General features: G+C 72.8%; 13 protein-coding genes. 5 read left to right on the top strand and 8 right to left on the bottom strand.

Annotated elements, in window-relative coordinates; genetic code table 11:
- Nucleotides 1-25: 25 nt before the first annotated feature.
- Nucleotides 26-712 carry an alpha/beta fold hydrolase gene (locus IE294_RS04205; protein ID WP_189882372.1) on the bottom strand — a complete coding sequence of 229 codons (687 nt, stop codon included), beginning with the start codon at nucleotides 710-712 and terminating at the stop codon, nucleotides 26-28.
- Nucleotides 713-828: 116 nt separating this feature from the next.
- Here IE294_RS04205 and IE294_RS04200 point away from each other — a divergent pair, with 116 nt between their 5' ends.
- Nucleotides 829-1,791: a helix-turn-helix transcriptional regulator gene (locus tag IE294_RS04200; RefSeq protein ID WP_189882370.1), complete on the top strand. Its 963-nt coding sequence runs from the start codon at nucleotides 829-831 to the stop codon at nucleotides 1,789-1,791.
- A 30-nt stretch (nucleotides 1,792-1,821) separates the two neighbouring features.
- Here IE294_RS04200 and IE294_RS04195 read toward each other — a convergent pair whose 3' ends face one another.
- Nucleotides 1,822-2,592, bottom strand: a complete 771-nt coding sequence (locus tag IE294_RS04195; protein WP_189882367.1) for a 3-keto-5-aminohexanoate cleavage protein — start codon at nucleotides 2,590-2,592, stop codon at nucleotides 1,822-1,824.
- Nucleotides 2,593-2,677: 85 nt separating this feature from the next.
- The gene (locus IE294_RS04190) at nucleotides 2,678-3,280 is read right to left on the bottom strand and encodes a hypothetical protein (protein ID WP_189882359.1); all 603 of its coding nucleotides are present in this window, start codon (nucleotides 3,278-3,280) and stop codon (nucleotides 2,678-2,680) included.
- A gap of 206 nt (nucleotides 3,281-3,486) precedes the next feature.
- On the opposite strand from IE294_RS04190, the gene IE294_RS04185 reads away from it, so the two are divergent.
- Nucleotides 3,487-6,276 carry a penicillin acylase family protein gene (locus tag IE294_RS04185; RefSeq protein WP_189882357.1) on the top strand — a complete coding sequence of 930 codons (2,790 nt, stop codon included), beginning with the start codon at nucleotides 3,487-3,489 and terminating at the stop codon, nucleotides 6,274-6,276.
- An 18-nt stretch (nucleotides 6,277-6,294) separates the two neighbouring features.
- Here IE294_RS04185 and IE294_RS04180 read toward each other — a convergent pair whose 3' ends face one another.
- Together IE294_RS04180 and IE294_RS04175 are read right to left on the bottom strand one after the other, a co-directional pair.
- A complete protein-coding gene (locus tag IE294_RS04180; protein WP_189882355.1) occupies nucleotides 6,295-7,596 on the bottom strand; it encodes a serine-threonine protein kinase in 1,302 nt (433 codons plus the stop codon).
- Between the two features lie 31 nt (nucleotides 7,597-7,627).
- Nucleotides 7,628-8,848: an exo-beta-N-acetylmuramidase NamZ family protein gene (locus IE294_RS04175; protein ID WP_189882353.1), complete on the bottom strand. Its 1,221-nt coding sequence runs from the start codon at nucleotides 8,846-8,848 to the stop codon at nucleotides 7,628-7,630.
- Nucleotides 8,849-9,028: 180 nt separating this feature from the next.
- Here IE294_RS04175 and IE294_RS04170 point away from each other — a divergent pair, with 180 nt between their 5' ends.
- Genes IE294_RS04170 through IE294_RS04160 form a run of 3 tightly spaced genes read left to right on the top strand, consistent with a single transcriptional unit; the run spans nucleotide 9,029 to nucleotide 12,079 of the window.
- Nucleotides 9,029-9,802, top strand: a complete 774-nt coding sequence (locus IE294_RS04170) for an SDR family oxidoreductase (RefSeq protein WP_189882351.1) — start codon at nucleotides 9,029-9,031, stop codon at nucleotides 9,800-9,802.
- On the top strand, nucleotides 9,799-11,460 hold the full coding sequence (locus IE294_RS04165) for a class I adenylate-forming enzyme family protein (RefSeq protein ID WP_189882349.1): 1,662 nt from the start codon (nucleotides 9,799-9,801) through the stop codon (nucleotides 11,458-11,460). The genes IE294_RS04170 and IE294_RS04165 overlap by 4 nt, the downstream gene beginning before the upstream one ends.
- Nucleotides 11,461-11,485: 25 nt before the next feature.
- The gene (locus IE294_RS04160; protein WP_189882347.1) at nucleotides 11,486-12,079 is read left to right on the top strand and encodes a TetR/AcrR family transcriptional regulator; all 594 of its coding nucleotides are present in this window, start codon (nucleotides 11,486-11,488) and stop codon (nucleotides 12,077-12,079) included.
- A gap of 43 nt (nucleotides 12,080-12,122) precedes the next feature.
- Here IE294_RS04160 and IE294_RS04155 read toward each other — a convergent pair whose 3' ends face one another.
- The 3 genes from IE294_RS04155 to IE294_RS04145 form a co-directional block, all read right to left on the bottom strand.
- Nucleotides 12,123-13,346, bottom strand: coding sequence for an acyl-CoA dehydrogenase family protein (locus IE294_RS04155; RefSeq protein WP_189882344.1), 1,224 nt, complete (start codon nucleotides 13,344-13,346; stop codon nucleotides 12,123-12,125).
- Nucleotides 13,347-13,351: 5 nt separating this feature from the next.
- Nucleotides 13,352-14,374 carry a phosphotransferase family protein gene (locus IE294_RS04150; RefSeq protein WP_189882342.1) on the bottom strand — a complete coding sequence of 341 codons (1,023 nt, stop codon included), beginning with the start codon at nucleotides 14,372-14,374 and terminating at the stop codon, nucleotides 13,352-13,354.
- A 164-nt stretch (nucleotides 14,375-14,538) separates the two neighbouring features.
- On the bottom strand, nucleotides 14,539-14,838 hold the full coding sequence (locus IE294_RS04145) for a hypothetical protein (RefSeq protein WP_189882340.1): 300 nt from the start codon (nucleotides 14,836-14,838) through the stop codon (nucleotides 14,539-14,541).
- Nucleotides 14,839-14,944: the final 106 nt, after the last annotated feature.

Raw genomic sequence — 14,944 nt, 5'->3', positions numbered from 1 at the left:
CTGCTCGTGCCCGGCGGTGCGCCCGTCAGGCCGCGTCGGCCGCCGCGGCCAGGATCCGGGCCAGCTCTTCGGGGCGGGAGACCATGGGCCAGTGGCCCGCGTCGATGTCGGCGAAGTCGACCCGTCCGGCCCGGGCGAGCTCCGGGACGTCACCGCCGTCGATCCACTTCCGTGCCTGTGCGGGCGTGAACTCCGGGCACACGACCACGACCGGGACGTCGAAGCGCCGTTCGTCCGCCAGCCGCACCACGCCCTGGGCCACGGCGGCGGGAACGGGGATCGCGGCTGCCGCCAGTCGGTGCCTGGCCCCGTCGTCGAGGTCGGCGATCTCCGGCCCCTCGAAGGGGCCCCAGCCCGGGAAGGGCACGACGCCCTCGCGGACCTCGAAGAAATCGGCGTACGCGTGGCCGTCGGAGAACGGGAAGCCGCCGATCAGGGCGACCCCGGCCAGTCGCTCCGGCCGCCGGTCGGCGGCCAGCCAGGCCAGTGTGCAGGCGGCGGAATGCCCCACCACCAGGGGCTTGTCCGGCGCCGCGTCCACCGCGGCCAGCACCGCCGCCACCTGGTCCTCCAGCGTGGCCGACGCGGAGCCGTCGCCCTGGCCCGGCAGGGTGAGCGGCACCGGGCGATGGCCGAGCGACTCCAGCGTGCACGCCACGCGGTCCCACACCGAGCCGTCCAGCCACAGGCCGCCGATGAGCAGGATGTCCATGGTCGGTTCCCCTTCTTCCAGGTCGTGGTGATCACCGTAGGAGGGGTTCCGGACGATCCACTGCCGGTTCGTCGCGCGACCACCGTGACACGGGCGGAGGGGACTAGCCTGCATGGGTGCCGAACGATCTCAGCCCCACCGCGCGAGCACTGCGCGCCCTGGAGGTCCTCCAGGCCCGCCCCGGCACGACGGCCGGCGAACTCGCCGCGCGGCTGGGCGTCACGGAGCGCGCCGCGCGCCGGTACGTCGGCATCCTCCGCGAGGCCGGCATCCCCGTGGAGTCGGCCCGGGGGCCGTACGGCGGGTACCGGCTGGGGCGCGGGACACGGCTGCCGCCCGTGCACTTCACGCAGTCCGAGGCCCTCGGACTGGTGATGGCGGTCCTCGCCGGCCGGCCGGCCGCGGACGACGCCGACGACCTGGTCGGCACCGCCCTGGGCAAGGTCGTCAAGGCGCTGCCGGAGAGCGTCGGCCGGCAGGCGGCCCTGCTGCGGGAGCACGCGTCGGCCGCACCGGACCCGTACGCGGTCCGCCCGGACCCGGCCGTCACCAGCGAACTCGTCGCCGCCGTCGCGGCCCGGCGCCGGGTGTCGGTCACCTACCGCGGCGAGGCCGGTGACGAGTGGGAGGCGGAGGTGGATCCCTGGTCCGTCGTGGTCCGCCACGGACGCTGGTACCTGCTGTGCCACTCGCACCGCGCGGGGGCGATCCGCACCTACCGGGTCGACCGGGTCCGCGCGGTCCGGCCGACCGCGCACGCGTTCGCACCGCCCGAGGACCTCGACCCGGTGGCGGTGCTGGAGGAGAACCTGGGCCTGGGCTGGGTGTTCCCCACCCGCGTGGTGTTCGCCGCCCCCCTCACCGAGGTGGCCCCCTGGATCCAGCCGCCCATGGGACGGCTCGAACCGTCGGGGGACGGCTGCGTGCTGGTCGGCAGTACGCGCAACCCGGCCATGTACGCGCAGGAGTGGCTGGCGCGCGTGCCGTTCGCCTTCCGCGTCGAGGGCGGGCAGGAGCTGCGCGCCGCGGTCGCGGAGCTGGGGGCGCGCTTCACCGCGGCGGCCTCGGACCAGCCCTGACCGGGCCGGGGCGGTGCCCCACGCCGGGACTCACGACAGGGCCGAACTCCCTTCCTCTCCACGGCTGTTGCCGCCGCCCGCACGGGCATCGGCGCCGTACCGGGCCCGCGCCTGCGCCACCAACCGGGCGTTGGACACGGCCCGTCGGCCGTCCGGGAGGAGCAGGGTGTCCTCCAGGCCGATCCGGGTGGCGAGGCCCAGCCGGCCCGCCAGCCGGAGCACCGGCCAGGTCCCGCCCTCCTCGCCGTGCAGCAGCACCGGCCGGCCGTGTGCCGTACCCAGCTCGGCCAGCAGCGCCCGCGCCGACGCCTCGGCCGTCGCCGGGTCCGGGTCGGTCACCTCGGCCAGCACCCGCAGCACCCTCGGCCCGAGCGGCGAGCCCGCGAACCGGCGCGCGCCCCTGGTACCGGACCAGATGCCCGCCTCCACGGCCACGCCCACCGACAGGAGGTGTCCGGCGACCTCCTCGGCGCCCGGCTCGTGCCAGTTGACCGAGGCGAAGTCGGGCAGCACCGACCAGGAGCGCACCCGGGCGAGCCGCGCGGACGGATCCGGCTCCGCCCAGGCACCGGTGGTCACCCCGACCGGCACCGGCACCCGCGCCCGGATCGCCTCCAGGACCGGGGCCAGGACGCGCGGAGAGAGACTGTCGTGGCCGCACGGCGTCTTCGGGTGGACGTGGACCGAGGTGGCGCCGGCCGCCACCGCCTCGGCGGCGGAACGCGCCAGATCCTGCGGGGACATCGGCACGGCGGCACCGTCGGCGGCCGTACGACGCCCGTTGAGACACACCTGCACCATGACTCGATGCTGCCGCACACCCACGGCAGAGGGCGCGGCATCCCCTACGCGCCCCCCGTCGCCACGCCCCGGGCACGCCACCGGCTCAGGCCGACATCAGCACGCGTCCCCGACGGGCGTACTCAAGGGCCCGCGGGCTGAGGACCGGGCGCGGCACCAGGATGCCGCAGTCCGCGCAGACCGGGCCGGACGACGGCTCGTGGTCCAGGCCGTACTTCCACACCAGGCGCTCGCCCTCGCACACCGGGCACGACGAACCCGGTTCCCGCTCCAGCGCGGCGATCAGCCGGCGCAGCACCACCGCGAGCGGCTCATCGGGGTGCACCCGCGGGTCGTCGCACCAGGCGACCCCGAAGCCGCCCCAGGTCAGCCGGTGCCAGTCGTCCACGCTGCCCGGCCGGCGCAGCCCGTCGTGCTTCTCCTTCCTGCGTCGTTCGGTGAAGTCGGTCTCGTAGGCGAGCCAGACGTCCCGGGCTTCCTCCAGCTCCTCCAGCGCGGCCACGAGCCGCACCGGATCGGGAGAGCGGTCCTCGGGGCCGAACCCCGCCCGGGAGCACAGATGGTCCCAGGTCGCCCGATGCCCGTAAGGGGCGAACTTCTCCAGGCACTTGCGCAGCGAGTACCGCCGCAGCGCCAGATCACAGCCCGGATCGCGTACCTGTCTCGCCAGACTCCGGAAACCTGCCATCGCCCTGCACCTCCGTCACACCTGCACCTGTACTCCGGTCACTTCGGCGTCGTCGCACGGACGTCGTCGAATAGACGTATCGACAGGCGATTCGGCTCCATCTCTTCAGGGATCTGTCTCCAGACTCCAGAAAGTGACGCATGTTCATCTTTAAAGCGGGGGATACCGGCGGTAACGTTCGGCCACCTCTGTCGCTAGGAGCTGCCATGCCACGGCGAACCCCACGTACCGCCCTTGACAGACTGAGAACGTCCCGCCGACTCCCCGGGTTCCTGAAGACCGCGTCCGTATGCGTCCTCGTCGCCGGTCTTCTCTCTCCCCTCACCCAGGCGACGGTGGCGGCGGCCGACGCCACGGCCGCCAACGACTACTGCGGCGGCCGGTGTTCGGACATCCTGCCGCCCGGCGAGAACGGCAACGCGACGCTCGCCCAGATCCTGCTCAACCAGGCCTTCGGCACCCAGCCCGCGCACGCCGAGGACCAGCTCGGCCCGTACGCCAACCTGGCCACCGGTTACAAGGGCCTGACCGACACCACGGTCAACACCTTCTTCAACGACGCCTCGTTCGGCGTCCCCGCCGACCAGGTCGCCTCCACCGAGAAGCCGGCCGGCCGCGGCGATGTGACGATCGTCCGCGACAAGAAGACCGGTGTGCCGCACATCACGGGCACCACCCGCTACGGCACCGAGTTCGGCGCCGGATACGCGGCGGCCCAGGACCGGCTGTGGCTCATGGACGTCTTCCGGCACGTGGGCCGCGGCCAGCTGACCTCCTTCGCCGGCGGCGCACCCGCCAACCAGGGCCTTGAGCAGCAGTTCTACCGCAACGCGCCCTACACCGAGGCAGACCTCCAGGCGCAGATCGACAACGCGGTCGCGAAGAACGGCGCCCGCGGCCAGCAGGCCCTCGCCGACGTCACGGCCTACCTGGACGGCGTCAACGCCTACATCGACGCCTCCGACAGCGGCCGTTACTTCCCCGGCGAGTACGTCCTGACCGGCCACAAGGACTCGATCACCAACGCCGGCACCATAGAGCACTTCAAGGTCACCGACCTCGTGGCGCTCGCCTCCGTCATCGGCTCACTGTTCGGCTCCGGCGGTGGCGGCGAGGTCGACAACGCCCTCTCCCTGCTCGCCGCCCAGGCCAAGTACGGCGTCGAGGAGGGCACCAAGGTCTGGGAGTCCTTCCGCGAACGCAACGACCCCGAGGCCGTCCTCACCGTCCACGACGGCCAGCGCTTCCCCTACGGCGCCAAGCCCGCCGACGCCCAGGGCGAGGCCCTGCCGGACGCCGGCTCGGTGACCCAGGAACCGCTGGTCCACGACCGCACCGGCAGCGCGGCCACCGCCGGTGCCACCAGCACCTCGGCCTCCGCCGCGAAGACCGTCCTCGGCTCCGCCCGGCGCGGCATGTCCAACGCCCTCGTGGTCAGCGGCAAGTACACCGCCAGCGGCCACCCCATCGCCGTCTTCGGGCCGCAGACCGGCTACTTCGCCCCGCAGCTGCTCATGCTCCAGGAGATCCAGGGCCCGGGCATCAGCGCCCGCGGCGCCTCCTTCGCGGGCCTGAGCATGTACGTCGAACTCGGCCGCGGCCAGGACTACTCCTGGAGCGCCACCACCTCCGGCCAGGACATCATCGACACCTACGCGGTCGAGCTGTGCCAGGACGACTACCACTACCTGTACCACGGCACCTGCACGGCCATGGAGAAGATCGAGCAGAAGAACGCCTGGAAGCCGACCACCGCCGACGGCACGGCCGCGGGGTCGTACACCCTGCGCGCCTGGCGGACCGCGTACGGCCCGGTGGAGTACCGCGCCACCGTCGGCGGCAAGAAGGTCGCCTACACCACCCTGCGCTCCTCCTACCTGCACGAGGCCGACTCGATCATCGGCTTCCAGATGCTCAACGACCCCGACTACGTCAAGGGGCCGAAGGACTTCCAGAGCGCGGCGCAGCACATCAACTTCACCTTCAACTGGTTCTACGCCGACTCCCAGCACACCGCCTACTACAACAGCGGTGACAACCCCGTCCGGGCGAGCGGTGTCGACAGCGAGTTCCCGGTGTGGGCGCAGCCGGCGTACGAGTGGCGGAACTGGGACCCGGCCACCAACACCGCCGACTACACCCCGCCGTCCGCGCACCCCAACTCCGTCGACCAGGACTACTACGTCTCCTGGAACAACAAGCAGGCCGAGGAGTACACGACCGCGCCCTGGGGCGACGGTTCCGTGCACCGCGGCAACCTGCTGGACGACCGGGTGAAGAAGCTGGTCGCGGCCGGCGGGGTCACCCGGACCAAGCTGGTGCAGGCCATGGCGGACGCGGGCCTCGCCGATCTGCGCGCCGAGGACGTGCTGCCCAAGCTGCTCAAGGTGGTCACCTCCTCGCCGGTGACCGACTCCACGGCCGCCGCGGCGGTGGGCAAGCTCCAGGCGTGGGTGGCCGCCGGCGCCAAGCGCACCGAGACGTCGGCCGGTTCCAAGAAGTACGCCGACGCCGACGCGATCCGCATCCTGGACGCCTGGTGGCCGCTGCTGGTCAAGGCCGAGTTCGAGCCCGGCCTCGGCAGCGACCTCTACACGGCGATCACCGGCAACCTGCCGGTCGACGAGGCACCGTCCGCCGGCCACGGCCCGACCGGCTCGCACGCCGGCAGCTCCTTCCAGTACGGCTGGTGGTCCTACGTCGACAAGGACATCCGGGCGGTGCTCGGGGAGTCCGTGCGGGGCGGCCTCGCCCGGAAGTACTGCGGCGGCGGCAGCCTCAGCGCCTGCCGGGACACCCTGATCAGCACCCTGAAGCAGGCCGCCGGCCTGACCGCCGCCCAGGTCTACCCGGGCGACGACCAGTGCTCGGCGGGCGACCAGTGGTGCGCCGACTCGATCGTCCAGCGCACGCTGGGCGGCATCAAGCACGGCAGGATCAGCTGGCAGAACCGGCCGACCTTCCAGCAGGTCGTGGAGTACACCTCGCACCGCTGACCCGCCACCGGCGGCGGGTCAGGCGATACGGCCCGCCGCCAGCACCACCCGCGCCAGTTCGGGGTGCACGATGTCGCTGTGCGCCCCGGACGGCGCGCCGCCGCGCCGGACCACGGCCGCCGCGTCCACGTTCACGCACCCCGACGCGGGCAGCCGGCCACCGAGAGCCGCCGCCAGGTCGAGCCGCACGGTGCCCGGCACCGCCTGCGTCCCGTCATGGCCCATGGCACCCCAGCGGGGCCCGAGCACCGCCGCGATCTCGTTGCCCGCGCAGGTGCGGTCGTCCCCGGCGAGCCGGGAGGCCAGCGGATAGAACGTGCCGAGGGCCGTGTCGAAGTGCGAGTAGCAGCACACCAGTGGGCCGTCGACGCGCCGGTGGAGGCCCTGGAGCGCACCCGACCGGTCCGGGGCGTGCGGCAGCCGGGCCGCGAACGCGTAGTGCGAGAAGGCACCCTGGAGCAGGGTCACCGACTTCACCGCGTCCACTCCCGCCGGCAGCCCGCGCAGCGCGAACGCCACCAGCCGGCCGCCGAAGCTGTGCCCGACCAGATGCACCCGCACTCCGGGCGCCGCCCCCGCCAACCGCCCCAGCAGCGGGCCGAGTCCCCGCTCGCCGACCGTCCCGGCCCGCCGTTTCATCTGGAGGTACGTCGCCTGCCGCAGCAGTTCCTTCGCGCCGTCCCACGGGTTCGGAAGGGTGAACCGGGGCGCGTCGCCGGACGCGTCGAGCGCGGCCAGGGCCTCGGCGAACTGCTCGCACACGGTCACCGGGTCGGCCCCGGACACGGCCGGTTCGCCGCCCTCGTCCGTGTCGGCCGCCACCCCCTGCCGGCCGTCGTCCAGCAGCAGCCGCACCAGCCGCCCGAACTCGGTCAGCCCCTCGGTGCCGCCCGGCCGTTCGTCCAGCATCCGGGCCAGCCGGTCCAGCACGGTCGTCCGGCCCGGGAACGCCTCCAGCAGGGCGCGCCGGGTGTCCTTGTCCAGCGCCGGGCGCGGTGCCGTCTGCGCCTCCACGGCCGCCGCGGACCTCGGGAAGTCCGGGATCGGCTCGTCGCTGAACCGCATCGACGGCCAGATCACGCCGACGTACCCCAGCCGGGCCTTCGGGGCCAGCCTCGGGACCGGTGCGAAGAAGCGGCGGTACAGCGCGGTCGCGCCCGAGCGGTCGTTGTTCCAGCCGTGCGAGAAGACGATCAGGTCACGGACGCCGTGGTCCGTGACCTGCGCCAGCAGCCGGTCGCGTTCGGGGCCGTCCGCGTCCCCGTCCGCGTCGAAGGTCAGCTCCCAGTAGGGAGCCGCACCCGTCCCAGGATCCGCCATGCCAGACCCCCAAGTTCCCGGAGGAGGAGCGCTACGTGTACAGGAGATACCCCTTCCGGACCCGCCGGAACGCGGCCAGCTCCTCCTGCCACGCGCCCGTCACCTCGTCGGTGCCGGCGCCCGCGTCGATCATCGTGCGGACCTGGGCGGAACCGGTGAGCTTGTCGATCCAGTTGTCGGACCGCCAGGCGAAACCGCTCCACGCCTTCCGGGCGGTCACCAGCAGCGCGATCCCGGTGCGCACGGGGTCGTAGGCGGCCCGGTCGGTCACGTGGATCTGCACCCCGCCGACCGTCCTGCCCTGGAACTTGGAGAACGTGGGCGTGAAGTACGCCTCCCGGAACCGCACACCCGGCAGGCCCGCCTCGTTCGCGGCGGCGGCCCAGCGGCCGTCGAGGCCCTCGGCGCCGAGGAGTTCGAAGGGCCGGGTCGTGCCGCGCCCCTCGGAGAGGTTGGTGCCCTCGAACATGCAGGTCCCGGAGTACACCAACGCGGTGTCCGGCGTGGGCATGTTGGGGCTCGGCGGCACCCAGGGCAGACCGGAGGCGTCGTAGAACCCGGAGCGCTTCCAGCCCGACATGCGGACGGTCTCCAGCGGGACGGGCGTGGCCAGGAACTCGCCGTTGAACAGGCGGGCCAGCTCCGCCACGGTCATCCCGTGCGCCTGCGCGACCGGCTGCCGGCCGACGAAGGTGGCGAACTCCTTGTGCAGCACCGGGCCCCGCGCCTCGCGTCCGGTCACCGGGTTCGGGCGGTCCAGCACGACGAACCGCTTGCCGGCGAGCTGGGCCGCCTCCATGCAGTCGTAGAGGGTCCAGATGTACGTGTAGAAGCGGGCGCCGACGTCCTGGATGTCGAAGACGACGGTGTCGACGCCGGAAGCGGTGAAGACGTCGGCGAGCGGACGGCCGCTCTTGAGGTACGTGTCGTACACCGGGAGGCCGGTCGCGGGGTCGTCGTAGCGGCCCTCGGAGCCGCCCGCCTGCGCGGTGCCCCGGAAGCCGTGCTCGGGGCCGAAGACCGCCGTCAGCCTGACGCGGGGGTCCCGGTGCATCACGTCGACGATGTGCTCGGTGTCCCTGGTGATGCCGGTGGGGTTGGTGACGATGCCGACGCGCCGGCCGTCCAGGAGCGAGTAGCCGTCGGCCGCGAGTCTTTCGAAGCCGGTGCGGAGATGTTCGCGGTGTCCGGCCGTGGTGGGAAGGGCCGCTGTCGTCGCCGATGCGAGAAGGGTCCGTCGGGACAGGTGCATGGGGCCTCCGGTGAGTGGGCACGTGCGGGCCGTCTGGGTTGCTCGCGCACGCGCGGCGGAGCCGCATGCCGGCACCGCCCCGCGCCCCTAGAGGTTGGTGCAGTCACCCTTTCTTTTACACATACCGACCGGTTAGTCTGGCGATCGCTGAGCCGAGTCGCACCGTGTCGAAGGAGACCGATGGTGGAAGCCGTGCAGGATGCGGGAGTGGTCGTCACCGGAGCCGGCGGGGGGATCGGGGCGGCGTTGGCCCGGCGGTTCGCCGCCGAGGGGGCGCGGGTCGTGGTGAACGACCTGGACGCCGGGAAGGCCAAGGCGGTGGCCGAGGAGATCGGCGGGACCGCCGTGCCCGGTGACGCCTCCGCGATCGTCGCCGAGGCCCGCGACGCGCTCGGCGGCACGGTGGACGTCTACTGCGCCAACGCGGGCGTCGCCTTCGAGGACGGCGACCTCGACGGCACCCTGGACGAGAGGACCTGGGCCACGTCGTGGGACGTGAACCTGATGGCCCACGTCCGGGCCGCGCACGCGCTGCTGCCCGACTGGCTGGAGCGGGGCGGCGGGCGGTTCGTCTCCACCGTCTCCGCCGCCGGGCTGCTCACCATGATCGGCGCGCCCTCCTACAGCGTCACCAAGCACGGCGCCTACGCGTTCGCCGAGTGGCTGTCGCTGACGTACCGGCACCGGGGCATCAAGGTCCACGCCATCTGTCCGCAGGGCGTCCGCACCGACATGCTGGCCGCCACCGGCAGCGCGGGCGACCTGGTGCTCCAGCCGACCGCGATCGCCCCCGAGGCCGTCGCCGACGCCCTGCTCCAGGGCATCGCGGAGGACCGCTTCCTGATCCTGCCGCACCCCGAGGTCGCCGGCTTCTACCAGGCGCGGGCCGGCGAGCCCGACCGCTGGCTCACGCACATGAACCGCCTCCAGCAGAAGTGGGAGGCCGCCCGGTGACCGCCTCCCCGTACGCGGCCCGGCCCTGGCTCACGCTGCTGACCGAGGCCCAGCGCGCCCCGGTCGACCCCGCCGACTCGCTCGTGCACGCCCTGCGCGATGCCGTCGCCGAGGCCCCCGACCGCACCTTCCTCGCCTACTTCGACGCCCGGCTCAGCTACCGGGAGGCCGACGAGCTGAGCGACGCCGTCGCCGCCCACCTCGCCGCGCGCGGCCTGGAACGCGGCGACCGGGTGGCCGTCGTGCTCCAGAACTCCCCCCACTTCGTGCTCGCCGTGCTCGGCGCCTGGAAGGCGGGCGCGACCGTCGTCCCGGTCAACCCCATGTACAAGTCGGGGGAGGTGGCGCACGTCCTGCGGGACGGCGAGGTGGCCGCGCTGATCTGCTCCGACCGGGCCTGGGAGGCGTACCTGCGGGAGACGGCCGCCGACTCGCCCGTGCGGATCGTGCTCACCGCCTGCGAACGGGACTTCCAGACCCGCGACGACCCGCGCGTGCTGGGCTTCGAGCGGCTGCCCCAGGCACCGGACGCCGACGACCTGGTGGCCGTCGCCCGGCAGGGCGGCCGGCCCCCCGAGGGCCGCTCGCCGCGCCCGGACGAGATCGCGCTGATCAGCTACACCTCGGGCACCAGCGGCACGCCCAAGGGCGCCACCAACACGCACGCGAACGTCATGCACAACGCCGAGCGGCAGGCCACCGGGCTCGGCCTGCCCGAGGCGCCCGTCTACTACGCGCTCGCGCCGCTGTTCCACATCACCGGTATGGTCTGCCAGTTCGGCGCCTGTCTGAGCAGCGCCGGCACCCTCGTGCTCACCTACCGCTTCGAGGCCGGGGTGGTCCTGGACGCCTTCGCCGAGCACCGCCCGCACTACACCGTCGGACCCTCCACCGCCTACATGGCGCTGGCCGCCCACCCCGACGCCGCCCGCGAGCACTTCGCCTCGTTCGTGAACCTGTCCTCGGGCGGCGCCCCCGTGCCGCCGGCCCTGGTGGAGGCGTTCCGGGAGCGCTTCGGGCCGTACATCCGCGTCGGCTACGGCCTCACCGAGTGCACCGCCCCCTGCGCGTCCGTGCCGCCGCACCTGGAGGCGCCCGTGGACCCGGTCTCCGGAACGCTGTCCGTGGGCCTGCCCGGCGCCGACACGGTCGTGCGGATCCTGGACGAGCAGGGCGCGGAGGTGCCCTTCGGGCAGCACGGCGAGATCGTCGTCCGCGGGCCGCAGGTGGTGCCCGGGTACTGGCGGCGGCCGGACGCCACCGCCGAGACCTTCCCGGACGGCGAGCTGCGCACCGGCGACATCGGGTTCATGGACGAGCGGGGCTGGCTGTACGTCGTGGACCGCAAGAAGGACATGATCAACGCGTCCGGCTTCAAGGTGTGGCCGCGCGAGGTCGAGGACGTCCTCTACACCCACCCGGCGGTACGCGAGGCGGCCGTCGTCGGCGTCCCCGACGGGTACCGTGGCGAGACCGTCAAGGCCTATATCAGCCTCCGTCCGGGGGCCGAGACGGACCCGGACGAACTCGCGGCGTACTGCAAGGAGAGACTGGCCGCCTACAAGTACCCGCGCCAGGTGGAGATCCTGCCCGACTTGCCGAAGACGGCGAGTGGGAAGATCCTCCGGCGGGAACTGCGTTCCCGCAGCAGCGAGTGACCTCATGGAAAGGCAGGTGGCGGCAGTGCCCAGGACGACGGACGGAGACGGGACGCCCGTCCCGCAGCGGCTGCTGGCCGCCGCCACCCGGCTCTTCGCCGAGCAGGGCTACGACCGCACCTCCGTGCAGGAGATCGTGGAGGCGGCCGGCGTCACCAAGGGGGCGCTGTACCACTACTTCGGCTCCAAGGACGACCTGCTGCACGAGGTGTACGCGCGCGTGCTGCGCCTCCAGCAGGAGCGGCTGGACACGTTCGCGAACGCCGACGAGCCGGTGGAGAAGCGGCTCAGGGACGCGGCGGCGGACGTCGTCGTCACCACGATCGAGAACCTCGACGACGCGATGATCTTCTTCCGGTCCATGCACCACCTGAGCCCGGAGAAGAACAAGCAGGTCCGCGCCGAGCGCCGGCGCTACCACGAGCGTTTCCGCGCGCTCGTGGAGGAGGGCCAGAAGGCGGGCGTCTTCTCCACGGCGACCCCGGCCGACCTGGTCGTGGACTACCACTTCGGCTCGGTCCACCACCTGTCGACGTGGTACCGGCCGAACGGCCCGATGAGCCCGCAGGAGGTGGCCGACCACCTGGCCGACCTGCTTCTGCGGGCCCTGCGGCCGTAGGTACCCCAGAGGTTCGACGACGACCTCCGGGGTCCCCGCGGCCTCAGAGGTACTTCTTCAGCTCCCGGCGGGCCAGCGACCGCTGGTGGACCTCGTCCGGGCCGTCGGCGAGCATCAGCGTGCGGGCGCTCGCGTACAGCTCGGCCAGCGGGAAGTCCTGGCTCACCCCGCCCGCGCCGTGCAGCTGGATCGCCCGGTCCAGGATGCCGACCACCGCGCGCGGGGTGGCGATCTTGATGGCCTGGATCTCCGTGTGGGCGCCCTTGTTGCCGACCGTGTCCATCAGCCAGGCCGTCTTCAGCACCAGCAGCCGTAGCTGCTCGACGGTGACCCGGGCGTCGGCGATCCAGTTCTGGACCACTCCCTGCTGGGCCAGCGCCTTGCCGAACGCGGTACGGGTCACGGCCCGCCGGCACATCAGCTCGATCGCCCGCTCGGCCATCCCGATCAGCCGCATGCAGTGGTGGATGCGGCCGGGGCCGAGCCGGGCCTGGGCGATGGCGAAGCCGCCGCCCTCCTCGCCGACGAGGTTCGACACGGGCACGCGCGCGTGGTCGAAGACGACTTCGGCGTGGCCGCCGTGCGAGTGGTCCTCGTAGCCGAAGACCCGCATCGCGCGCTTCACGGTGACGCCCGGCGTGTCGCGCGGGACCAGCACCATGGACTGCTGACGGCGGATGTCCGCCCCGTCCGGGTCCGTCTTGCCCATCACGATGAAGATCGCGCAGTCCGGGTTCATCGCCCCGGAGATGTACCACTTGCGGCCCGTGATGACGTACTCGTCCGTGCCGTCGGAGGCCCGCTCGATGTGCGTGGTGATGTTGGTGGCGTCCGAGGACGCCACCTCCGGCTCGGTCATCGCGAACGCCGAGCGGATCTCACCGGCCAGCAGCGGCTCCAGCCACCGCTTCTTCTGCTCCTCGGTGCCGAACTGCGCCAGCACCTCCATGTTCCCGGTGTCGGGCGCGGCGCAGTTGGTCGCGGTCGGCGCGAGGTGCGGGGAACGGCCGGTGATCTCGGCGAGCGGCGCGTACTGGAGGTTGGTCAGCCCGGCGCCGTACCCGGCGTCGGGCAGGAAGAGGTTCCACAGCCCCTGCCTGCGGGCCTCGGCCTTCAGCTCCTCGACCACGGCCGGCGTGTCCCAGGGGGACGCCAGCCGCGCCCGCTGCTCCTCGGCGACCGCCTCGGCCGGGTACACGTACTCGTCCATGAAGGCGAGGAGCCTGTCGCGCAGCTCCTCGGTGCGCGCGTCGAACGCGAAGTCCATGCCGGTCAGCCTTCCTGAAGGGTCGTGAGTCCGTGGTCGATGAAGACGGGCACGAGGTCGCCGATGCGGTCGAAGCCGCGGCCGACCGTCTGGCCGAGCGTGTACCGGTAGTGGATGCCCTCCAGGATCACGGCGAGCTTGAACCAGGCGAACGCCGTGTACCAGGAGACGGCCGAGACGTCCCGGCCGGAGCGGGCGGCGTACCGCTCGACCAGCTCCCGCGGGTCGGGGTGGCCCGGCGCCTCGGCGGTGGTGGAGACGGGCGAGTCGGGCATGCCGAGCGGCAGGCTGTACATCACCAGCAGACCCAGGTCGGTGAGCGGGTCGCCGAGCGTGGACATCTCCCAGTCGAGGATGGCCTTGATCGTGTCGTCGTCCCCGATCAGGACGTTGTCCAGGCGGTAGTCGCCGTGGACGACCGCCGGGGCGGGGGAGGCGGGCAGCCGGCGGCCGAGGGCGGCGTGCAGCTCGTCGATGCCCGCCAGCTCGCGGTTGCGGGAGGCGTCCAGCTGCTTGCCCCAGCGGCGCAGCTGCCGGTCCAGGAAGCCCTCCGGGCGGCCGAAGTCGGCGAGGCCCACCTCGGCGGGGTCCACGGCGTGCAGCTCGACCAGCGTGTCCACCAGGGACAGCACCGCGTTCCGGGTGCGCTCGGTGCCGAGCGGGGCGAGTTGGTCGGCGGTGCGGTACGGCGTGCCCTCCACGAACTCCATGACGTAGAAGGGCGCCCCGAGCACCTCCTCGTCCTCGCACAGCAGCAGCGGGCGCGGGACCGGCACCCGGGTCGGGTGCAGCGCGCTGATCACCCGGTGCTCGCGCCTCATGTCGTGCGCGGTGGCCAGCACATGGCCGAGCGGCGGGCGGCGGACGACCCACTTCGACGTGCCGTCCGAGAGCGCGTAGGTGAGGTTCGACCGTCCGCCCTCGATCAGCCGTCCGGTCAGGGGGCCGTTCACCAGACCGGGGCGCTCGCGGTCGAGCAGGGCGCGCAGCCGGTCCAGGTCGAGACCGGGCGGGTGGTCGGCGCTCATACATCACTCCTACGAACCGGCGAACAGGACTGGACTCATGATGCCGACCGGTCGGTATGCCGTCCAGTGCGCGCGGCGAAGATCGGGCGGAACGTGACCGGAGCCACGACAGGCCGACGGCCCCCGGCGCGCCGCCCGGGAGCCGTCGCCTCCGCCTCCGTCGGTCAGTGGTCGTCCCAGTGGTCCCCGTGCTCGGCGTGCCGGTGCCCGCCGTGCAGATAGTCCACGTGGTCGCCGTGCGGCACCTGCGCGTGGCCGCACTCGTCGTGGTGCACGTGCTCGTGCCCCTCGTGGACGGCGTGCCCGGCCGGCTCGCACTCGTCCCAGTGGCCCTCGTGCTCCCGGTGCAGATGGCCGTCGTGGACGTAGTCGACATGGTCGCCGTGCGGCACGGCGTGGTGTCCGCAGTCCGGGCCGTGGCGGTGCGTCGCGTGCTCGGTGTGTTCCTGGTGAAGGGTGGTCATGGTGCTCACCTTCGGGGGGTACGGGGTGCCTGACGTCGGCAGACTGTCATGCGCAAGCCGCGTATCGGGACATCCCGGTTGCGTGGCGCACGAGTACCCCGGAGGG

The organism is Streptomyces canarius (assembly GCF_014650735.1).
GTDB classification, from domain to species: Bacteria; Actinomycetota; Actinomycetes; order Streptomycetales; family Streptomycetaceae; genus Streptomyces; species Streptomyces olivaceoviridis.
This window is presented reverse-complemented; position numbering and strand designations above follow the sequence as displayed.